The sequence below is a fragment of the Halegenticoccus tardaugens genome, assembly GCF_004116405.1.
Taxonomy (GTDB): Archaea; Halobacteriota; Halobacteria; order Halobacteriales; family Haloferacaceae; genus Halegenticoccus; species Halegenticoccus tardaugens.
This window is the reverse complement of the sequence record NZ_SDIC01000001.1, coordinates 236,188-254,719: the sequence shown is the minus strand read 5'-3', so window position 1 is coordinate 254,719 and position 18,532 is coordinate 236,188. Positions and strand designations below refer to the sequence as shown.

Below are 18,532 nucleotides of genomic sequence, written 5' to 3'. Positions count from 1 at the left end.
CCGTCGCGCGAAGTTCGGCCTCACCGAGAACCAGTACGAGACGGGAAGGCGGCGCTCGAACGCGGCTACTACGAGATCCCGAGTCGCACCTCCACCGGAGCGCTCGCGCGCGAGTTCGACATCTCCCAGCAGGCGCTGTCGGAGCGCCTCCAGCGCGCCCACGGGGACCTCGTCCGCAACGCCGTCTGGATCGGCTCCGACGAGGGGTGACTCAGCGCTCCGACGCGAGCGGGTCGACGATCCCGTCGATCGGATTCAGCGCGTAGTCGACGGTCATCGTCTCCGCCGTCGACCGAAGCGCGCCGACGAACGCGGAGATCTGCGACAGGTCGCCCTCGACGACGAACGTCTCGACGCACCCGCGCTCGTCGCCGACGCAGTGGTGGGCGTTCGACACGACGAGCGATTCGTACTCGCGGCGGAGGTCCATCATCCGCCGCTCGACCGCGGGACTGTCGTACTCGAAAAGCGCCGTCACGGTTCCCGTCAGCTCCCGCCCGTCGAGACGACGGTCGTCGAACTCGCCGAGGAGCGCCCGCGCCGCCTCGCGGATCACCTCGCTTCGACCGGTATAGCCGTGCTCGTCCGCGAACTCGTCGACCCGATCGAGCAGGGCATCGTCCATCGAGACGCTCACAACGACCATGTATTAAAATACGGATATGAGATAATAAGAATGGCTCGTTTCGAAACGAAAACGCGGAGCGACCGACCGCGGGATCGCGAGCGGGGTTCGCCGTCGATCCGCGGCGCCGCGTGCGCCGACCCGGTCGCGCCGTCTACTCGATCTCCCCGAACCCGTCGAAGCTGTCCACCGGCATCACCGAGTAATCGACGCTGAGGGTGTCTCTCGTCGCGCGGATCTTTCCGACGAACGTGGAGATGTCTTCGAGCCGCCCCTCGAGGACGAAAAGTTCCATGCAGTAGTGGTTGCCGACGTGGCTGTGGAAGTTCGAGGCGACGAGCCCCTCGTACTCGTGTCGCAGGTGCATCATCCGCTCTTCGACGCTCGTCGTCTCGTAGTCGAACACGACCGTCACGACGGCCATGAGTTCGCGGTCTTCGAGCCGCTTGTCCTCGAACTCCCCGAGGAGGTTGCGGGACGCCTCGCGGATCACCTCGCTCCGACCGGTGTAGCCGTGTTCGTCGGCGAAGGCGTCGATTCGGGAAAGAAGCTCCTCCGGCATCGAGACGCTTACGACGGTCATGTATTAACTAACGGCCGTTCGAGTATTAAACTCTGTTATTCGTCGGGCCCGCGGACGCCTCGCGGGGCGTCGCGCGGCCGGCGTTTCAGACGCGCCGCCGCCTCGGCCGTTCGTCGCGAACCCGCCGACGGAAGCGGATTCCGAGGTCGGGTATAAAACCGGCTTGCGCGAGCAAGCAATTCCGTGATTCGGATCCCTCGGGAGCTACAGTACGTCAGATGCCGATCGCATCGAAACGGGGCGGAGCGGGAGTCGAGGGGTCGGGACGATGAGCGCCATCGATCGCTTGTTGAGGCGCGTCGCCGCCCGGTTCGGCCGCCGCGGGGGCGAATCCGAGCGCGAATCGGGGTCCGTCGAGTCGGCGCGCGAAGCGGACGGGCTCCGAAGCCCCCCGGCCGACGAGCGGCCGCGTTCGCGGGCCGAACTCATGCTCGAAGAGGGGGCGACGCCGGCGGAGTGTCTCCTCGCCCACGTCGAACGGAACGGCGGGCAAATCCACCAGAAGACGCTCGTCGAGGCGACGCGGCTGTCGCCGTCGATGGTGAGCCGGACCCTCTCCGAACTCGAACGCGACGGCGCGGTCGTGAGATACCGACTCGGACGCGAGAACGTCGTGTACTTGCCCGAAGCCGAGCCGGAGGCGTACGAGCGGGCGAACCGACGACGCTGAGGCCGGCGGCCGGCGGAGACCGTTTCTGATCGCCGCGATCGGAACGCTCCGCGGCCGGACTGTTGCGTGATCCGAACGCTCGCGCGATCGGAACGCTCCGCGGTTACTTGGCCGCCGCGCGCGTGCTTCCCGACAGTTCATGACGGAGATCGCGCTCATCGACGCCGCTCGAACCGCGCACGGCTCGTTTCTCGGCTCGCTCGCCGACAGATCCGCCGTCGAACTCGGCGCGACGGCGCTCGCGGGCCTTTTCGACCGAACGTCGCTCGACGCGACGCGGCTCGACTGGGTCGCCCTCGGCAACGCGATCTCGGCCGGAATCGGGCAGGTCCCCGCCCGACAGGTCGCCGTCGACGCCGGGCTCCCGGAGGAGGTACCGGCGACGACGGTGAACGAGGCGTCCGGGTCGGGGCTGCGCGCCGTCGCGCTCGGGGCGGACCGAATCGCGGCCGACCGGGCCGAGTTCGTCGTCGCGGGGGGCACGGAGTCGATGTCGAACGCGCCCTTCGTCCTCTCCGGCGTCCGCCGCGGCCACCGTCACGGGGACCTGACGCTCGTCGACTCGATGATCTACGACGCGCTGTGGGACGTCGCCTCCGACGCCCACATGGGCGAACTGACGGAGGACCTCGCGGAGCGGTTCGATATCTCCCGGCAGGAACAGGACGAGTACGCGCTCGAAAGCCACGAGCGCGCCGTCGCGGCCGTCGAGGGCGGCGCGTTCGACGACGAGATCGTCCCGGTGACCGTCGACGGCGAGGAGGTGCGGCGGGACGAGGGGCCGCGGGCGGACACGAGCCTCGACCGGCTCGCGAACCTCCGGCCCGCGTTCCGCCGCGACGGGACGATCACCGCCGGGAACGCCTCGGATCTCGGCGACGGCGCGAGCGCCGTGCTGCTCGGCGACGCCGACGCCGCCCGCGACGCCGGCCTCGACCCGCTCGCCCGGGTCGTCGACTACGCCGTCGCCTACCGCGATCCGAAGTGGTTCGGGATGTCCGTCGGCGACGCCGTCGAGAAGCTGCTCCGCGCGAACGACCTCGACGCGGACGACGTCGACGTCTTCGAGCTGAACGAGGCGTTCGCCGCCCAGATGGTGTACGTCGCCGCGGAGCTCGGGATCCCCCGCGAGCGGCTGAACCCGCTGGGCGGCGCGATCGCGTTCGGCCACCCGATCGGGGCGAGCGGCGGGATGCTCGCGACGACGCTGGCGCACGCGATGCGCGAGGAGGGCGCGAGGTACGGCGTCGTCGGCATGAGCATCGGCGGCGGCGGCGGGATCGCCGCCCTGTTCGCCCGCTGATCGGGTCGAGACAACCCGCGGGACTGTCCCGTCCGGACGTGAAAGCCGTTTATTTCCGTCCGAGTGCTACCCTCTGACATGGCCGTGAGATGCAAGCTCTGCCGACGGACGATGGCGACGAGGGAGGTGCAGCACTACTGCAACTGCGGGTGGACGATGGACCACCGCTGCGCCGAGGCGCACGTGCACTGGTGCCCGAGACACGGCGAGGACGCGTGGGTCGGCGCGGTGGAAATCTGATCGGCCTTCGATTTTTTCGTCCCGATGGGGACCGCGCGGTGGCGTCGAGGGACCGCGACGGGAGACGGCGACGGACCGAATCGACGCCGATCAGGAAGAACAGCGGTAGGTGTCGCCGCGCTGCTGGACGAACCCCTTCCGGTCGAGGGTCGAGAGAATCGGATACAGGGTGATGGTCTTCATGCCGAGCGACTCGCGGAGTTCGTCGACCGTCACCTCCTCTGCGGTCCGCAGGTAGAGGTACACGAGCTTCGTGCCCGCCGAGTCGAGTTCCGCGGGGACCGCGAGAGGCTCCGGTGTCGATTCGATGCCGTTCGAAACCGCGTCGTAGTTGGTCGTGTGTTGGCTCATGGGTGGGTTCGAATCCGCGTTACGACTCGCCGTCCGACTTCGCCGAAGGACGCGTCGCCGGTCGGGTGCCGTCCGACCGTCGGTCAGCTAGTGGCACCACGCACACACATATAGTGCTTGGCTAAAACAGAATGCAATCCGTTAAAGGACATAATATCGACATCCATCACACGGTTTCGGCAACGCCGTCGTCATCCGTTTCCGAGCGCTTCGAGAAAGTCCAACACGGAGTAGGTTTCGTCGCCGTCGACGTGAGGGTAGACGGCGCGGAGTTCGTCGTCCTCGTAGGCCGCGAGACAGAGCGTGGGAAGGGAGAGGACGGAGTACGTCTCGTCCGTGATGGCCGAATGGATCTCCCGGCGGCGGAACGCGCCGTCGATCGAGGCGTCGTGCCGTTCGGCCCAGCGTTCGAACCGCTCGATGCGTCTGTGGACGGAGTCGAGAGCGTCGCACTCTTCGATCGGGCCCTCGCACGGGATCGCCTTCTCCCACAGCTCGACGTCGTAGTCCGCGAGTTTTCCCTCCCGGCGGAGCGCCGTCAGCCGCTCCAGAACCCGGCGCTTGTAGCCCTCGACGCCGCAGGCGGGCTTCGTCCGGACGAACAGCGTGACCGAGGGCCGTGGTTGCTCGCTGTCGCTCATGTCCGTATCGGCAGTCGGCCCGAAGGGTGTAAACAGTTAGCAAGGGACGAGTGATACGTCCGGAGGGGAGATCGTCAGGTTCGCCGGTCACTCCGCGTCGGGACTGGGAAGCGAGTCGATGAGGACGATGGCTTCGCCCTCGATGATCTGGCGGTCCTCTTCGTCGTACACGTCAGTCGATAGCAGGTACCGGCTGTTACCCATGTCCTCTATCACCTCGACGGTCGCCGTCAGCCGCTGATCGGGGTAGACGGGGCGCAGGAACTCGACGTCCTGCGAGAGGTAGATCGTGAGACCCGGAAGCCGGGCCAGCGCGGCGCTGATCAGCCCGGAGACGAGCGTCCCGTGAACGATCCTGTCGCCGAATCGGGACTCCTCGGCGAACGCTTCGTCGAGGTGGAGGCGGTTCGTGTCGCCGCTCGCGTCGGCGAACACGGCGACGTCGTCCTCCGAGAGCGTCTTGCTGAAGGAGACGGTGGTGCCGACGCCGATCTCGTCCGGCGAGTCGTCCGTCCGCCGATCGGACCAGTCGTCTTTCGAGTACGAGACGGAGTCGGTCCCGCCCGTGAGGCTCGCCGAATCCCGGTCGATCCCGTAGGCGGCCAGCGCCGCCCGCTGGGCCTCGACCGCGCTGTTGATCATGTGGCCGGTCGCTCGAATCCACGCGTCGGTGAAACCGTACCCGAGGGTAGCGGCGTCTCCTTTCGTTTCTTGACTACTCATTTGTAAAGTCGGATAGTTTGGTAGTGGGTATCATGGGTTATTAGCTATTTCGATACGCGGTTTCCCTTCGGTCGGCTCGCTTCCCACCACTCGTCGACAGTCATTACCATCTACTGGTACTGAGTGGTTCTAAGGGGAAAATACTTGTGCGTGGAGATCCCAGGTACGGATGAGATGACGGACGGACTGAACGATATGCCGTGGTCGCCGGCGTTCTTCGCGAAGCAGATGCAGAAGGCGGGCGAGGAGTTTACCGATCAACAGATGCGGTGGGTCAACCAGATGCTGTCGGCGAACGCCGGATCGGGGACGGGCAGCCCCGCAGACCTCGTGTCGATGGGTATGGGAATGGCGATGTTCAAGACGCGCGTCCAAAGCGGCGGTCGGATCAGCATTCCCGACGCGGAGCGGGAGGCGTTAGACCTCGACGAGGGCGACATCGTCCAGACGTTCGTCATCCCGATAAAGCGATCCCCCGGTGATCACAATGAGTGAAAGTTCCAACCAGACCCAGATGTCCAACCCGATGACCGCCATGTTCGAGATGCAGCGCCAGTCGATGAAGCAGGGCCAGCAGTGGCTCCACCAGAGCGCGAACGCGCAAAAGCAGCTGCCGGAGGCGCTTCAGGACGCGATGGAGTCGGGGCGTTCGGTCCAGCAGACGAGCGTCGACGCCACGCGCAGCATCTGGAAGGCCTACATCGACCTGTTCAAGGCCGGCGTTCCCGGCGAGGAGTCGGAGGAAGCGTTCGACAGCCTCGAACAGGCCGTCGACGACCAGTTCGACGCCGTCAACCAGATCAACGAGCAGACCTGGCAGGTGATCCGGCAGAACATCGACGACAACTCCGACGCGTACAATCGGATGGTCGAACAGTCCATGTCGATGGTCGACGACTCGGTGAACGTTGCCATGGACTCGATCGACGAGGCCGAACAGCAGGTCAGAGAGGGGACCCAGCAGATGGCGCAGGCGACCGAGTCCGAATAGGCGCCGAGCAATCCTTTTTGTTTTTCCCAACATACAACTAGACCAATGGAAAGAAACGACTCACCGGGGGAGATCCCCGAGATGTGGACCGATTTCTCGAAGCCGATGAGCCGAGCCTTCGTCGACGCGTTCGAGCGGAACGTGGACGCACAGAGCCGGTTCCTCGACACGTGGCTCGCGGCCCTCGACGACACGCCGATGGACGAGACGATGAAGGACGGAACCGAGGGGTACGTTCGGGCGTACCAGGTGTGGATGCGCGCGGCCGAAGAGCAGGCCGAACGGTTGAGCGACGCGATGGAGGGCGAGGACGTGGAACTCGAAGACTTCCGCGACATCTGGCTCAACGCGTCCAACGAGGCGTTCAAAGAGATGATGGGCACGACGGCGTTCGCGCTCGCGACGGGCCAGACGGTCGACAACGCGCTCGGCGCGAAGGAGGGTCTCGACGAGGTGACGGAAACGACCCTGCACGCCTACGGCTTCGCGACAGAGGGCGACATCGAGGAGGTGGGAAAGCGACTCGTCGAACTCGAACGGCGACAGCACGCCGTCGAGGAGAAGCTCGACAGGATCCTCGAGGCGGTGGAAGAATGAATCCGTTCGCGGCGACCGTGCGTTTTCAACGGGAGTGGCTGGACGCCGTGACCGAGTTCACGGAGCGGACGGAGGTGTTCGAAGAGCGGGCCGAGCAGATGGCCGAAATCGAGGTCGGTCAGACGCCGAGCGAGGTCGTCTACGAGGAGAACAAGCTCCGATTGCTGCACTACGAATCGCTGACGGAAGAGCAACACGACGTACCGATCCTCGTCGTCTACGCGCTCATCAACCGGCCGTACATCCTCGACCTCCAGCCCGATCGAAGCGTGGTTCGCCGACTGCTGGAGAGCGGATTCGACGTGTACCTGATCGACTGGGGCGAACCCTCGACGCTCGACGTCCACCTCACGCTCGACGACTACGTGAACCGGTACGTCGACAACTGCGTCGACGTGGTTCGCGAGCGGTCCGACCAGGAGTCGATCAACCTCCTCGGGTACTGCATGGGCGGAACCATGAGCGCGATGTACGCCGCGCTTCACCCCGAGAAGGTCAGGAACCTCGGGCTGATGGCGGCCGGACTGTGCTTTGCGGGGACGGGCGGCATCCTCGAACTCTGGGGCGAAGACGAGCACTACTCGCCCGAGCAGGTCAGGGATACGTTCGGCAACGTCCCGGCCGGGTTCCTCGACGTCGGGTTCGCGCTGATGGACCCGGTGGCCAACTACGTCACCAAGTACGTCCGCCTGTACGACAACCTCGAGGACGACGAGTTCGTGGAGAACTTCGCGAGGATGGAGCGGTGGCTCTCCGAGGGGATCGACGTCGCGGGGGAGACCTACGAGCAGTTCCTGCGCGACATCTACCAGGGGAACAAGCTGATGGAGAACGAGCTGTCCCTGAACGGCGAGCGCGTCGACCTCGGCGAGATCGACATGCCGATCCTCCAGATCGTCGGCGAGTACGACCACCTCATCCCGCCGGAGGCGAGCAAGCCGTTCAACGAGGTCGTCGCAAGCGACGACGCGACGACCTTCGAGTTCCCGACGGGGCACATCGGACTCTCCGTCTCCGCGAAGTCGCACGCCGAGCTCTGGCCGAAAGTGGCGGCGTGGTACGAGGAGCGGTCGGAGTCGGCGGAGTCGGCGGATCGTCCCGAAGACGCGACCGAGGAAGTGACTCCCGGGGAGCCGACCGTCGAGGAGCGGGAACAGGCGGCCGAGGGGACCGAGTCGGACGCCGCGAGCGGCGACCAGACGGAGACCGACCTCTCCGAGGATCAGAAGGCGACCGAGGGAACGGCGATCACGGCCGAGGGCGAGGACGCGGGCGCGGGGACGGGAACCGCCCCGTCGGCGGTTCTCCAGAACATCGACGGCATCGGTCCGGCGTACGCGGAGCGGCTCCGCGCCGGCGGCGTAGACGACGTCGCGGCGCTCGCCGAGGCCGACGCCGGGGACGTAGCCGACGAGATCGGCGTCTCCGAGAGTCGCGTCGAGCAGTGGATCGAGGAAGCGCGCGAGATGACCCCGGACCGGTGAGCCGGTCGACCATTTATTCGATAGATTCGTACGTTCACACAAAATTAATTCAGCGAGTGGAGGCTGGACAACTTTTATCTGGGGATTGGTTGGACACACAGTAAGGAGACGGAGCGGGCGGTGTGCGACCTTCGAAGGTCGCGCGGACGCCGTCCACGCTCTGCGCTTCGGAACCGAGTCGAGGGTACCGCCCCGAGGCGACGGTCGGGCGTGACGCGCTCCGATCCTGTGATCCCACCATGACTCTACAAGACCGCACCTGCATCGTAACCGGCTCGTCGAGAGGTATCGGGCGAGGAATCGCCGAAGAACTCGGGCGGAGCGGGGCGAACGTCGCCGTGAACTACCGATCCTCGGAGGGCGACGCGTACGACGTCGTCGAGCGGATCGAGGCCGAGGGGGGAACGGCGATCGCCGTGCAAGCCGACGTGACCGACCGCGACGAGGTCGAGGCGATGCGCGAGACGATCTCGGAGGCGTTCGGGACGACGAACGTGCTCGTGAACAACGCCGGCATCACCGTCGACAAGAAGTTCTCGGAGATGACGCGCGAGGACTGGGACCTCGTGATGGAGGTGAACCTCGGCGGCGTCTTCAACTGCACGAAGGCGTTCTTCGACGACCTGAAGGAGGCCGATCACGGCCGGCTGATCAACATCTCGAGCGTCGTCGGCCAGCAGGGGAACTACGGGCAGGCCAACTACGCGACCACGAAGAGCGGCCTGTTCGGCTTCACGCGGACGATCGCGCTGGAACTCGCGCGGTACGACACGACGGCGAACTGCGTCGCCCCCGGGTTCGTCCAGACGGACATGCTCGACAAGGTCCCCGAACGCGTCCAGCAGAAGATCCTCTCGCGCATCCCGCTCGAACGGTTCGCCGAGATCGACGACGTCGCCGGCATCGTCCGCTTTCTCGCGAGCCACGACTCCGGGTACATGACCGGGCAGGTGCTCGGCGTCAACGGCGGCATGGAGTGGTAGACCGCCGCTCCGACCCGCCCGTCAGATCCGCGCCCCGGCTTCGGCGAGTCGACGATCCGCGCCCGAATCGAACGGCGCGGCGGTCGTCCGCCGATAAGCCCGGAGGTGCGCGCGGGCCCGACGGACGCACGCCGCCCGCTCCGGGGCGACCCTCGATTCGAGATCCGCCAGCCGCCGCCGGAGCCGACGCAGCCGATCGGGGTCGGGGCGGCGGTCCGCCCGCGCGAGCGTCCACAGGGAGTCTGCGATCCGATCGATCTCCGATTCGACGCCGGTGTCCGGCGGCGTCCGGATCGCCCGAAGGAGCGCCCGGTTCGCCGCCCTGAGGTGGGATCGGGTCACGGTCGGACGTGCGGGCGCGTCCGACGAGTAATCGAGACCCGTATTTCGTGGGTTTTGATCCCGTGCGTTCCGCCCCGTTTTGAACGCCCGCGATACCGTGGGACGCCGATGAAGGGCGTCGCTTTCCACGACTCATGCGATGAACATCGCGGACGACGTCACGGACCTGCTGGGTGATACGCCCCTCGTGCGCCTCGATTCCTTCGGCGAGAACATCGTCGGCAAACTCGAGTCGTTCAACCCGGCGCACTCGGTCAAGGATCGGATCGGCGCGGCGATGATTCGCCGGGCCGAGGAGGAGGGGCTCGTCGACGAGGGGACCGTGATCGTCGAACCGACGAGCGGAAACACGGGGATCGGCCTCGCCTTCACGGCGGCGGCGAGGGGATACGAGTTGATCCTCACGATGCCGGACTCGATGAGCGGGGAGCGGCGTCAGCTGCTCGCCGCGTTCGGAGCCGAGGTGGTGTTGACGCCCGGCGAAGACGGGATGGGCGGCGCGATCCGGCGGGCGAAGGAACTCGCGGACGAGCGCGAGAACGCGTTCATCCCGCAGCAGTTCGCGAACCTCGCGAACCCGCGGATACACCGAACGACGACCGGACCGGAGATCTGGCGCGACACGGACGGCGAGGTCGACATCCTCGTCGCCGGGGTCGGCACGGGCGGGACGATAACGGGGGTCTCGGAGCACATCAAAGAGGAACGGGAGAAGGAGGGATTCGAGTCGGTCGCCGTCGAACCGGAGGGGTCCCCCGTGCTCTCGGGCGGGGAGCCGGGGAGCCACGCCATTCAGGGGATCGGCGCGGGATTCGTCCCGGACGTGTTGCGGCGGGAGTTGATCGACGACGTGGTTCGAGTGCGAAAAGCGGACGCCGAGCGGGCGGCGAGACGGCTCGCGTCGGAGGAGGGGATCCTCGCGGGGATCTCGTCCGGGGCCGCGCTGCACGCGTCGGTCGAGGTCGCGTCGCGCCCGGCAAACGCCGAAAAACTCGTCGTGGTCGTCCTCCCCGACACGGGGGAGCGCTACCTCTCCACGGACCTGTACGCGCGCGCTCTGCGGACCAGCGCGGAGTGAACGAGAGTTCGGGCGGATCCGCTCGGCGCCGGCGATCCGTCCGCCCTGCCCGGGAGAGCGCGCGTTCGACGGGGCCGCGACGGTCGCCGCGACAGTTCGCGGGATTCCGGGAGCGGCTAAGATGTTCGGGGAAGGGTACATCCCGGTCGGCAACCGAACTCTCCTCGTATGGCGTCCGGACTCCGAGTCGAGGTCGTCGTGGGGACGCCCGGGGACTGCCCGGTGGCCGCCGTTTCGGCGGACGCGGAGACGCCGATCACCTCGGTGTCGCGGGCCTCGATACCGGACTCGTCCGGCCGAGTCGCGGAGGAGTTCACCGTCGAGGGAACCGCGCCGCCCACGCCCGAGGAGATCGACGAGGTCGGCGCGTACGACGTACGCACCGTCTATCGATTCAGGCGCTCTCGGGACCGACGCTGCGTGTGCGAGCGCATCGAATCGTTCGGATATCCCGTCTCGGAGATTCACGCCGTAGACGGGGCGCTCCACGCGTCGTTTCACGCGCCGGACCTCGAAACGGTCCGAGAGATCGTGACCGCGCTGCGGGAGCGATTCTCGAACGTCCGTCTCCGGAAACTCACCCGCTCGGACGGGTGCGCGGGGACCGACCTCGTGTTGGTCGATCGGGGCAGGCTGACCGCCCGTCAGCGCGAAGTCCTGCGCACCGCCTACGAACTGGGATACTTCGACCACCCGAAGGGAACGAACGCCGGCGACGTCGCGGACGAACTCGGGATCTCGCCGTCGACGTTCAGCGAACACCTCGCGGCCGCCCAGCGCAAGATCCTCGACGCGATCTCGACGTCGTGACTCCCGCCGAGTAGCGACTCCCGTCGACTACTGACTCCCGTCGGATGCAGCCCCGTCGCGGAGGACATCAACACCCGGCATATCGTGGTCGCCGTTTAATGCACACACTGCATAAAAAATGGCGTGTGAATGACCGAAAAGCATGACCGGGGGATCCACACCCGGAGCCTCCACGCGGGGCAGGAACCCGACCCGACGACCAACGCCCGGGCACCGCCGATCCACCAGACGGCCTCGTACGTGTTCGACGACGCGGACCACGCGGCCTCGTTGTTCGCGCTCGAAGAGGCGGGGAACGTCTACAGCCGGCTGACGAACCCGACGAACGCGGCCCTCGAAGAGCGGGTTGCGGCGCTCGAAGGCGGCGTGGCCGCGGTGGCGACCGCGAGCGGCATGGCCGCGCTGGATCTCGCGACGTTCGTGCTCGCCGAGGCGGGCGACAACGTCGTGGCCGCGTCGTCGCTGTACGGCGGCACGCGCACCTACCTGACCCACACGGCGTCGCGCCGGGGGATCGAGGCGCGGTTCGTCGAAACCCTCGATTACGGGGCGTACGGCGAGGCGATCGACGGGGACACCGCGTTCGTGCTCGTGGAAACGATCGGCAACCCGGCGCTGGACACCCCCGACGTCGAGCGGATCGCCGACGCCGCGCACGGACGCGACGTCCCCCTCGTGGTCGACAACACGTTCGCGACGCCGGCGTTCTGTACGCCGATCGACCACGGAGCCGACGTCGTCTGGCACTCCACGACGAAGTGGCTCCACGGGAGCGGGTCGACGATCGGGGGCGTGCTCGTCGACGGCGGAACGTTCCCGTGGGAGGACGGCGACTACCCGGAGCTCACCGAACCCAACCCGGCGTACCACGGGGTGACCTTCCGCGAGCGCTTCGGCGAGGCCGCGTTCGCGTATGCGGCGCGGGCCCGCGGCTTCCGCGACCTCGGCAACCAGCAGTCGCCGTTCGACGCGTGGGTCACGCTCCAGAAGCTGGAAACGCTCCCGCTTCGGATGGACCGTCACTCGGAGAACGCGCTGGCCGTCGCCGAATTCCTCGCCGAGCGCGACGGCGTCGCGTGGGTGAACTACCCCGGACTCGCGAGCCACGACACGCACGCGAACGCCCGGCGCTACCTCGACGGCGGCTACGGCGGCATGGTCGCGTTCGGCCTGGAAGGCGGCTACGACGCGGGGCGGCGCGTCACCGAGGAGACGTCGCTCGCGAGCCTGCTCGCCAACGTCGGCGACGCGAAGACGCTCGCCATCCACCCGGCCAGCACCACCCACGGGCAGCTCACCGAGGACGAACGCCGGGCGAGCGGCGTGACGCCCGATCTCGTCCGGCTCTCCGTCGGCCTGGAGGACGTCGACGACATCGTCTCCGATCTCGATCGTGCGATCGAGACCGCGATCCGCTCCTGAGGGCGACGCGGCCGTCGGGTTCTTCGGATCGCCATCTTCAAGACGAATGGCCATCTACGGTGTGATGCGATCCGAACACCCAGCGCCGTTGGTCCAGTGGTAGGACATTGGCTTCCCAAGCCAATAGCCCGGGTTCAATTCCCGGACGGCGCATTTCTGTCGCGAACGACGGTGAGCGACGAAATCGAAAGGGGAATTGAATCCTACCAGTCGCAGCGTCCGAGCGGAGCGAGGACGACCATCTGGTTTCGGTTCAATTCCCGGACGGCGCATTTCTGTCGCGAGCGACGGTGAGCGACGAACCGAGTCGTTCGTCTCCTTCGGTTCGACGTCACGCAGGTTCGCCCGCCCGTTCCCGCGAAAACGGACGGCGATCGCTCGCGCGCTCGGCCGTCCAAAGAGGTTAGGCCGTACGTTCATGTCAATCCCGAATCTCTCGTAGAGTGCGGTCAGAGGCACCCGAAGGGCGGATGCGGAATTCACGCGGTCTCTCGCGCGACTCGGATCGCGCGTCATCACTCCTCACCCCTCGCGATTTCGGGCACACCCGCGGGGGAGCTTCCTTCGCGTCGGATCGTCCCGCGACGGTCCGCGATCCCATCTTCACCGGATCGCGGGCGGCGCTTCCGCTCCGTCCGATCACTCGCGTTCGACGTCGAACCGCGAGGATCGCCCGTCGCCGTCGACGATCCGCCGGAGTTCGGCCGTCGCCTCCTCGTCGAACCAGAGACGACGCCGCCACCAGGGTCCCTTCCCGGAGTCGTTCGAAAGCTCCGTCACCAGCCGGTTCGCCGTCGCGCCCGAGTCGCTCGAACTCAGGGGTACCGCTCGGTCGTACAGCCGCGAGTCGTCGTCGCCGGCGACGAGCACCTTCGCGTCGAACGGGTCGCGCTTCACGTGGGCGTTGTTCGAAAACCGCGCCCGTCGGTCGGCGGGGAGGCGGTCGTACTCCGCCCCCGTCATGGCGACCTCGACGCGGAACTCGCCGACGAGGTACGCGCCCCAGTCCGGCGCGATCCACGCCGCCCGGTCGTCCGGATCGCCGGCGTAGCCGAGCGTCGCGTAAAACAGGAGGGAGTCGCCCGGCTCCAGCGACGACAGGGGGCCGGCCTTGACGCCGTGTTCGTCGCCGTAGGTGTAGTTCTCACAGCCCGGGTACGTGGCGAACTCCGGGTCCAGGTGAACCGGGGTGTCGGCGACCGACGCGGGGACCTCGAAGTCGAGATCGAGGTCGGCGTACGTCGGCACCCGGTCGCGCGTCGCCTTCCGCTCCGGGATCGGGACGTACTCGAAGCGCCCGTCGGCGTGGATCGGCCCGCGAAAGCCGGGGAGGTTCGTGTTGGCGGCGACGTTGATCGCGATGCTCCGGGGCATGACCCGGAGGTACGCCGCCCGACGGAAAACGTTCGCGGCGGAGTTCCTCGCCGGTCACCACGGAGCGGTCGGCGCTATCCGAGGCGCTGCGCGCAGTTCCGACAGAAGGTGAAGGCCGGGTCCGGCTCGTTCTCCTCGCCGCAGTGCGGACAGCGGCGAACGGCCGCCGGCTCGTCGCCCGCGTTCGGGGGCGATTCCAGCGGCGCGCGCCACATCGCCCTGCCCAGCGGATCCGCCTGCTCGCGGCGAATCCGTTCGCGACGGGCCCGCTCGTGCCTGCCCCGGTCGTCGAGGGGTTCGCGGTCCGACGCCTCGCGCTCGGAGGTCGGCCGTCCGCGCTCCGCGAACGGCTCGTCGCGGTTCCAGAGGTACCGGTAGACGAGCAACTGGAGCACCGCGAGACCCACCGCGTAGACCACGATCCACCCCCAGATGTCCATCACTTTGCTATAGGATGGCACGGGACTTCGTTGCTTCGATCGTATAGATGTATGATACGTCCGGCGGGATCACCGCGGCAGGAATCTGAGCACCCTGTCGTCGCCGTCGCGCGGACTGCCGCGGCCGTCGCGGTTACTCGTCGCGACCAGGAGGTGCCCGTCGGGGTCGACGGCGGTGGTGCGGAGGCGGCCGAACTCGCCCTCGAACAGCGGTTCGTCGACGGTCACCCCGTCGTCCCGTCGGATCCGGACGCGGCGGAGGTGCTCGCCCGCGAGCGTCCCGAAGAAGAAGTCGCCGCGCCACGCCTCGACGGGTCCGTCGTAGAACGCCGCACCGCCGGGCGCGATGGTCGGGGTGTACGACGCGATGGGATCGGCGTACTCGTCGTCGCCGCTTGGGCCCGTCGCGTCCGGCCAGCCGTAGTTTCGACCGGCTTCGAGGACGTTGATCTCGTCGTCGGTGTCCGGCCCGTGCTCCGTGCTGTAGAGGGTCCCCTCGCGGAACGCCAGCCCCTGTGGGTTGCGGTGGCCGTAGGTGAACACGGCGGTGCCGAACGGGTTGTCCGGGTGGGGTTCGCCGTCGAGCGTGAGCCGAAGCACCTTCCCCGCGAGCGAGTCGCGGTCCTGGGCCAGTTCCGCCTCGCTCGCGTCGCCCGTCGTGACGAACAGCGCGCCGTCGCAGATCGCCAGCCGACCGCCGTCGTGGATGCTCGACGCCGGGATCCCTCCCAGGATCGGCTCCCCGGCCCACCCGTCTTCGAGGTCGTGGCGGACGACGCGGTTCTCCAGGCCTCCCCCGCCGTCGTAGGTCCCGTAGGTGTACGCCGTCGGCTCGTCCGGGTGGAACGCAAGGCCGAGCAGTCCGCCCTCGCCGGTCGGTTCGAGATCGGGGAAGTCGTCGCGGACGAGCTCGGTTCGGTCGCCGCCCTCGTCGCCGCTACCCCCGTCATCGCCTCCCCCGTCGCGGACGCGGACGACCCGGCCGGGTCGCTCCGTGAGGTAGAGGTCCCCGCCGCGGTACGCCATCCCCCACGGGACTTCGAGCCCGGAGGCGACGGTTTCGATGCGAACGGGCGGTCCCCCGTCGTCCTCGGGCGCTCCGTCGCTCCCCGACCCGTCGTCGCCTCCGCCGGGCGACGAATCGTCGGGTGCGCCGAGGCAGCCGGCGCCGCCGAGACCGAGTCCGACGCCGACCCCGGCCAGATAGCGTCGCCGGCGCAACCGGTTCTCCGTCGACCCGTCGGAACGCGTCCGATCGTGTGACATGCCAACGGCAAGGAACCGAAGGGTTAAAAACAGTTGCAGAAATGAAAGAATTGAAATAGTTCCGGGGGCGGACAGTCCCGGATCCGGAACGGATCGATCCCGACGCGTTCCGTCGGCGGGTGCGCCGGAGGAACGCACGCGCCGTCGCGAAGTCTGGGTTCGGTCGACCTGGCACTCACTCCGCGCCCGGCGGGCGGAGGTCGCGCTCGAACTCGTCGAAGACGTCGAGGTCGTCCGGGAGGTCGTACTCGATCCGCCGCTCCTCCTGTCGGTTCGGGTTCGCGTCTTCGACGGGTTCGGCAACCGACTCCCACCCGGGCTTCACCTTGACGCTCCGGGCGGGCATGCCGACCGCGATGTGGTGGGCCGGCACGTCGCCTTGGACGACCGCCCGGGCCCCGACGATGGCGTTCTCGCCGATCCGGCAGCCGGCTCGGATCATCGAGTCGTAGGTGATCCGCGCGTCGTCGTCGACGATGGTCTCGTAGTTTCGAACCTCGGTCTGATCGACGATGTCGTGGTCGTGGCTGTAGATGTGGACGTTGTCGGAGATGGAGACCCGGTCTCCGATGGTGAGCTTGCCGCGGTCGTCGAGGTGGACGTCGTCGTGGATGACCGTGTTGTCGCCGACGGTGATGTTGTGGCCGTAGGAGAAGGAGACGCCCTTGAAGATGCGGAGGCCGTCGCCGGCCTCCTCGAAGAGGTGGTTCGCGAGCATCTGCCGGAACCGGAGCGCGAAGTCGACGTTGTCCGCCATCGGCGTCGCGTCGAACTGCCGCCAGAGCCACTGGAGGTGCTTGGACCGGCGGAACTTCTCCTCGTCCTTTTCGGCGTAGTACTCGCTTTCGAGCGTCGAGTTGCACGGGTCGTACCCCTGCAGCCGCACCCGCTCGGCCGGCGACACCGGGTCGCCGCGCCGCCACGCTTCCCACGCCTCGCGGTCGCCGTAGAGGTCGACGAGCACGTCGCGGACGACCTTGCAGGTGTCTTCGTCCGAGGAGAGTCGTCGGTCCACGTCCTCGATGAAGTCCTCGACCCCCGCGGCGGCGTCCTCCGGGAGGGACACATAGCGCTTCGTCATTAGCCACCCCTTGGCCGGGAGCCTTCAAATGGATTCGGGTGTGTGCAGGGGATGTCAAACCTCGACGCGGTGTCTCGGTTGCGGAGCCGCGTCCGGCGATCGGTCGGGTCGGACCCAAACGGTGAGAGCTTTGAGCACCGAACCGTCACCGTTACGCATGAATCTCGAATCCGACGACTTGCTGCTCGATCGTGACGTCCACGACACCCCGGCGTGGACCCGGGCGCACGCGGCCGGCATCGAACGGAGCGACGAGAACGTCGCGCCGATCATCTACCCGCCGGACGCGCCGCTCGACCCCGACCTCCACGTCTGGGACACGTGGTTCCTCCGCCGCCGCGACGGGAGCGTCGCGGAGATCGACGGGTACCGCGTGATCTTCGCGCTCAGCTCGTCCTCGGCGCTCCTTCCGGGCAAGCGCCACGACGTCGCCACGATCCGGTACTTCTACTCGCGCGACGGCCGCGAGTGGACGACGGGCGGCCCCGTCTTCGAGGGGAGCGAGCCGCTCGGCTCCCGCCAGTGGGCGGGCTCCGCGCTCTACGACGACGGCGAGGTGTTCGCCTACTACACCGCCTCCGGCCGGCGCGGTGAGGCGGAGCTGACCTACACCCAGCGCATCGCGCTCGGCCGGGGCGGGTCGGTCGAGACCGACGGCGACGGCCTCCGGATCGTCGGGCCGTGGGAGCACTCGGTGCTCCTCGAACCCGACGGCGAGCGCTACGAGACGGAGGCGCAGTCGCGCGGGATGACCTACACCTTCCGGGACCCGTGGTTCTTCGAGGACGACGGCCGGACCTACCTGCTCTTCGAGGCGAACACGCCCGTCCCGGAGGACTCCGCGGCCTGCGGCGGCGACGCGGCCCAGCGGGAGTTCAACGGCAGCGTCGGCATCGCCGAGTCGCCGACGGGCGACCCCGCGGCCTTCGAGCTCCGCCCGCCGCTCCTCGACGCCGTCTGCGTCAACCAGGAGCTCGAACGGCCGCACCTGATCGTCCGCGACGGCACCTACTACCTCTTCGTCTCCAGCCACGACCACACGTTCGCGCCGGGGCTCGACGGCTACGACGCACTGTACGGCTTCGCCGCCGACTCGCTCCGCGGCGACTACGAGCCGCTGAACGGCTCGGGTCTCGTCCTGACGAACCCGTGGAACGCGCCGTTTCAGGCGTACTCGTGGCTCGCGGACGACCACGGCGACGAGGCGCTCGTCACCGCCTTCTTCAACTACTTCGACTTCGACCGCCCGAGCCTCGACGACGTGGCGCACCTCCCCGAGTCCGAGCAGCTCCGGCGCTTCGGCGGGACGCTCGCCCCCACCGTCCGCCTCCGGCTCGACGGCCGCCGGACGCGCGTCGTCGGCACCCTCGATCACGGCCACCTGCCGCTCCCGGACGAGGAACTGCCCGAGCCGTGGTGGGAACCCGGCGAGGACGTGCCCGTCAGGGAGTACCTGACGCCGCCCGAAGCCGACGCCGGCGACGGCCTCCTCGACGTGGCGGAGACGGACGGTTGACGCCGCAGCCCC

At 67.8% G+C, this 18,532-nt stretch carries 22 protein-coding genes, 1 tRNA gene and 1 pseudogene; 14 read left to right on the top strand and 10 right to left on the bottom strand.

Features of this window, described 5'->3' with window-relative positions; all coding sequences use genetic code 11:
• Window positions 1-57: 57 nt before the first annotated feature.
• Window positions 58-210, top strand: a pseudogene (locus C3L37_RS01360) (helix-turn-helix domain-containing protein); the annotation flags it as partial.
• 1 nt (window position 211) lies between these two features.
• On the opposite strand, the gene C3L37_RS01355 reads toward C3L37_RS01360, so the two are convergent.
• Together C3L37_RS01355 and C3L37_RS01350 are read right to left on the bottom strand one after the other, a co-directional pair.
• The gene (locus C3L37_RS01355) at window positions 212-646 is read right to left on the bottom strand and encodes a CopG family ribbon-helix-helix protein (RefSeq protein ID WP_129112823.1); all 435 of its coding nucleotides are present in this window, start codon (window positions 644-646) and stop codon (window positions 212-214) included.
• A gap of 133 nt (window positions 647-779) precedes the next feature.
• Window positions 780-1,208, bottom strand: coding sequence for a CopG family ribbon-helix-helix protein (locus tag C3L37_RS01350; RefSeq protein ID WP_129112822.1), 429 nt, complete (start codon window positions 1,206-1,208; stop codon window positions 780-782).
• A 268-nt stretch (window positions 1,209-1,476) separates the two neighbouring features.
• Here C3L37_RS01350 and C3L37_RS01345 point away from each other — a divergent pair, with 268 nt between their 5' ends.
• The 3 genes from C3L37_RS01345 (at window position 1,477) to C3L37_RS24070 (ending at window position 3,421) form a co-directional block, all read left to right on the top strand.
• Window positions 1,477-1,878 (top strand): helix-turn-helix transcriptional regulator, encoded by a 402-nt coding sequence (locus C3L37_RS01345; RefSeq protein WP_129112821.1) that lies wholly within the window; start codon window positions 1,477-1,479, stop codon window positions 1,876-1,878.
• A gap of 139 nt (window positions 1,879-2,017) precedes the next feature.
• Window positions 2,018-3,181, top strand: coding sequence for a thiolase family protein (locus C3L37_RS01340; RefSeq protein ID WP_129112820.1), 1,164 nt, complete (start codon window positions 2,018-2,020; stop codon window positions 3,179-3,181).
• A gap of 78 nt (window positions 3,182-3,259) precedes the next feature.
• The gene (locus tag C3L37_RS24070) at window positions 3,260-3,421 is read left to right on the top strand and encodes a hypothetical protein (protein ID WP_164974630.1); all 162 of its coding nucleotides are present in this window, start codon (window positions 3,260-3,262) and stop codon (window positions 3,419-3,421) included.
• Window positions 3,422-3,511: 90 nt separating this feature from the next.
• On the opposite strand, the gene C3L37_RS01335 is transcribed toward C3L37_RS24070, so the two are convergent.
• The 3 genes from C3L37_RS01335 to C3L37_RS01325 form a co-directional block, all read right to left on the bottom strand.
• On the bottom strand, window positions 3,512-3,772 hold the full coding sequence (locus C3L37_RS01335) for a helix-turn-helix domain-containing protein (RefSeq protein WP_129112819.1): 261 nt from the start codon (window positions 3,770-3,772) through the stop codon (window positions 3,512-3,514).
• 191 nt (window positions 3,773-3,963) lie between these two features.
• Window positions 3,964-4,413, bottom strand: coding sequence for an HTH domain-containing protein (locus C3L37_RS01330; protein WP_129112818.1), 450 nt, complete (start codon window positions 4,411-4,413; stop codon window positions 3,964-3,966).
• Window positions 4,414-4,500: 87 nt separating this feature from the next.
• Window positions 4,501-5,136 carry a MaoC family dehydratase gene (locus C3L37_RS01325; protein ID WP_228546073.1) on the bottom strand — a complete coding sequence of 212 codons (636 nt, stop codon included), beginning with the start codon at window positions 5,134-5,136 and terminating at the stop codon, window positions 4,501-4,503.
• 174 nt (window positions 5,137-5,310) lie between these two features.
• Here C3L37_RS01325 and C3L37_RS01320 point away from each other — a divergent pair, with 174 nt between their 5' ends.
• From C3L37_RS01320 to C3L37_RS01300, 5 genes are all read left to right on the top strand, one after another.
• Window positions 5,311-5,631, top strand: coding sequence for an AbrB/MazE/SpoVT family DNA-binding domain-containing protein (locus tag C3L37_RS01320; RefSeq protein WP_129112817.1), 321 nt, complete (start codon window positions 5,311-5,313; stop codon window positions 5,629-5,631).
• The gene (locus C3L37_RS01315) at window positions 5,624-6,127 is read left to right on the top strand and encodes a hypothetical protein (RefSeq protein ID WP_129112816.1); all 504 of its coding nucleotides are present in this window, start codon (window positions 5,624-5,626) and stop codon (window positions 6,125-6,127) included. The genes C3L37_RS01320 and C3L37_RS01315 overlap by 8 nt, the downstream gene beginning before the upstream one ends.
• A gap of 45 nt (window positions 6,128-6,172) precedes the next feature.
• On the top strand, window positions 6,173-6,724 hold the full coding sequence (locus C3L37_RS01310; RefSeq protein WP_129112815.1) for a poly(R)-hydroxyalkanoic acid synthase subunit PhaE: 552 nt from the start codon (window positions 6,173-6,175) through the stop codon (window positions 6,722-6,724).
• On the top strand, window positions 6,721-8,208 hold the full coding sequence (phaC, locus tag C3L37_RS01305; protein ID WP_129112814.1) for a class III poly(R)-hydroxyalkanoic acid synthase subunit PhaC: 1,488 nt from the start codon (window positions 6,721-6,723) through the stop codon (window positions 8,206-8,208). Before C3L37_RS01310 ends, phaC begins: the two co-directional genes overlap by 4 nt.
• A 239-nt stretch (window positions 8,209-8,447) precedes the next feature.
• A complete protein-coding gene (locus tag C3L37_RS01300) occupies window positions 8,448-9,191 on the top strand; it encodes a beta-ketoacyl-ACP reductase (protein ID WP_129112813.1) in 744 nt (247 codons plus the stop codon).
• 21 nt (window positions 9,192-9,212) lie between these two features.
• Here the strand turns inward: C3L37_RS01300 and C3L37_RS01295 are convergent, their stop codons facing one another.
• Window positions 9,213-9,533 carry a DUF7553 family protein gene (locus C3L37_RS01295; RefSeq protein WP_129112812.1) on the bottom strand — a complete coding sequence of 107 codons (321 nt, stop codon included), beginning with the start codon at window positions 9,531-9,533 and terminating at the stop codon, window positions 9,213-9,215.
• Window positions 9,534-9,672: 139 nt separating this feature from the next.
• Here C3L37_RS01295 and cysK point away from each other — a divergent pair, with 139 nt between their 5' ends.
• From cysK to C3L37_RS01275, 4 genes are all read left to right on the top strand, one after another.
• Complete coding sequence (gene cysK / locus C3L37_RS01290) at window positions 9,673-10,611, top strand: cysteine synthase A (protein WP_129112811.1); 939 nt, start codon at window positions 9,673-9,675, stop codon at window positions 10,609-10,611.
• A gap of 168 nt (window positions 10,612-10,779) precedes the next feature.
• A complete protein-coding gene (locus C3L37_RS01285) occupies window positions 10,780-11,421 on the top strand; it encodes a helix-turn-helix domain-containing protein (protein WP_129112810.1) in 642 nt (213 codons plus the stop codon).
• A 129-nt stretch (window positions 11,422-11,550) separates the two neighbouring features.
• Window positions 11,551-12,843, top strand: a complete 1,293-nt coding sequence (locus C3L37_RS01280; RefSeq protein WP_129112809.1) for an O-acetylhomoserine aminocarboxypropyltransferase/cysteine synthase family protein — start codon at window positions 11,551-11,553, stop codon at window positions 12,841-12,843.
• Between the two features lie 82 nt (window positions 12,844-12,925).
• Window positions 12,926-12,996: transfer RNA gene (locus C3L37_RS01275), tRNA-Gly, on the top strand.
• A 486-nt stretch (window positions 12,997-13,482) separates the two neighbouring features.
• On the opposite strand, the gene C3L37_RS01270 is transcribed toward C3L37_RS01275, so the two are convergent.
• From C3L37_RS01270 to C3L37_RS01255, 4 genes are all read right to left on the bottom strand, one after another.
• On the bottom strand, window positions 13,483-14,217 hold the full coding sequence (locus C3L37_RS01270) for an Nmad3 family putative nucleotide modification protein (protein WP_129112808.1): 735 nt from the start codon (window positions 14,215-14,217) through the stop codon (window positions 13,483-13,485).
• A gap of 74 nt (window positions 14,218-14,291) precedes the next feature.
• Window positions 14,292-14,657, bottom strand: coding sequence for a zinc ribbon domain-containing protein (locus tag C3L37_RS01265; protein WP_129112807.1), 366 nt, complete (start codon window positions 14,655-14,657; stop codon window positions 14,292-14,294).
• A gap of 69 nt (window positions 14,658-14,726) precedes the next feature.
• A complete protein-coding gene (locus C3L37_RS01260; RefSeq protein ID WP_228546072.1) occupies window positions 14,727-15,923 on the bottom strand; it encodes a PQQ-dependent sugar dehydrogenase in 1,197 nt (398 codons plus the stop codon).
• Window positions 15,924-16,098: 175 nt separating this feature from the next.
• Window positions 16,099-17,004 (bottom strand): acyltransferase, encoded by a 906-nt coding sequence (locus tag C3L37_RS01255; RefSeq protein ID WP_129112806.1) that lies wholly within the window; start codon window positions 17,002-17,004, stop codon window positions 16,099-16,101.
• Between the two features lie 157 nt (window positions 17,005-17,161).
• Here C3L37_RS01255 and C3L37_RS01250 point away from each other — a divergent pair, with 157 nt between their 5' ends.
• Entirely contained in the window at window positions 17,162-18,520 is a 1,359-nt protein-coding gene (locus tag C3L37_RS01250; RefSeq protein ID WP_129112805.1) for a glycoside hydrolase family 68 protein, read from the top strand.
• Window positions 18,521-18,532: the final 12 nt, after the last annotated feature.

What these genes read in the sequence shown, in the direction of transcription:
- C3L37_RS01355 (WP_129112823.1), bottom strand. Translation starts at nt 646, where the DNA reads ATGGTCGTTGTGAGCGTCTCGATGGACGATGCCCTGCTCGATCGGGTC.
- C3L37_RS01350 (WP_129112822.1), bottom strand. Translation starts at nt 1,208, where the DNA reads ATGACCGTCGTAAGCGTCTCGATGCCGGAGGAGCTTCTTTCCCGAATC.
- C3L37_RS01345 (WP_129112821.1), top strand. Translation starts at nt 1,477, where the DNA reads ATGAGCGCCATCGATCGCTTGTTGAGGCGCGTCGCCGCCCGGTTCGGC.
- C3L37_RS01340 (WP_129112820.1), top strand. Translation starts at nt 2,018, where the DNA reads ATGACGGAGATCGCGCTCATCGACGCCGCTCGAACCGCGCACGGCTCG.
- C3L37_RS24070 (WP_164974630.1), top strand. Translation starts at nt 3,260, where the DNA reads ATGGCCGTGAGATGCAAGCTCTGCCGACGGACGATGGCGACGAGGGAG.
- C3L37_RS01335 (WP_129112819.1), bottom strand. Translation starts at nt 3,772, where the DNA reads ATGAGCCAACACACGACCAACTACGACGCGGTTTCGAACGGCATCGAA.
- C3L37_RS01330 (WP_129112818.1), bottom strand. Translation starts at nt 4,413, where the DNA reads ATGAGCGACAGCGAGCAACCACGGCCCTCGGTCACGCTGTTCGTCCGG.
- C3L37_RS01325 (WP_228546073.1), bottom strand. Translation starts at nt 5,136, where the DNA reads ATGAGTAGTCAAGAAACGAAAGGAGACGCCGCTACCCTCGGGTACGGT.
- C3L37_RS01320 (WP_129112817.1), top strand. Translation starts at nt 5,311, where the DNA reads ATGACGGACGGACTGAACGATATGCCGTGGTCGCCGGCGTTCTTCGCG.
- C3L37_RS01315 (WP_129112816.1), top strand. Translation starts at nt 5,624, where the DNA reads ATGAGTGAAAGTTCCAACCAGACCCAGATGTCCAACCCGATGACCGCC.
- C3L37_RS01310 (WP_129112815.1), top strand. Translation starts at nt 6,173, where the DNA reads ATGGAAAGAAACGACTCACCGGGGGAGATCCCCGAGATGTGGACCGAT.
- phaC (WP_129112814.1), top strand. Translation starts at nt 6,721, where the DNA reads ATGAATCCGTTCGCGGCGACCGTGCGTTTTCAACGGGAGTGGCTGGAC.
- C3L37_RS01300 (WP_129112813.1), top strand. Translation starts at nt 8,448, where the DNA reads ATGACTCTACAAGACCGCACCTGCATCGTAACCGGCTCGTCGAGAGGT.
- cysK (WP_129112811.1), top strand. Translation starts at nt 9,673, where the DNA reads ATGAACATCGCGGACGACGTCACGGACCTGCTGGGTGATACGCCCCTC.
- C3L37_RS01285 (WP_129112810.1), top strand. Translation starts at nt 10,780, where the DNA reads ATGGCGTCCGGACTCCGAGTCGAGGTCGTCGTGGGGACGCCCGGGGAC.
- C3L37_RS01280 (WP_129112809.1), top strand. Translation starts at nt 11,551, where the DNA reads ATGACCGAAAAGCATGACCGGGGGATCCACACCCGGAGCCTCCACGCG.
- C3L37_RS01270 (WP_129112808.1), bottom strand. Translation starts at nt 14,217, where the DNA reads ATGCCCCGGAGCATCGCGATCAACGTCGCCGCCAACACGAACCTCCCC.
- C3L37_RS01265 (WP_129112807.1), bottom strand. Translation starts at nt 14,657, where the DNA reads ATGGACATCTGGGGGTGGATCGTGGTCTACGCGGTGGGTCTCGCGGTG.
- C3L37_RS01260 (WP_228546072.1), bottom strand. Translation starts at nt 15,923, where the DNA reads ATGTCACACGATCGGACGCGTTCCGACGGGTCGACGGAGAACCGGTTG.
- C3L37_RS01255 (WP_129112806.1), bottom strand. Translation starts at nt 17,004, where the DNA reads ATGACGAAGCGCTATGTGTCCCTCCCGGAGGACGCCGCCGCGGGGGTC.
- C3L37_RS01250 (WP_129112805.1), top strand. Translation starts at nt 17,162, where the DNA reads ATGAATCTCGAATCCGACGACTTGCTGCTCGATCGTGACGTCCACGAC.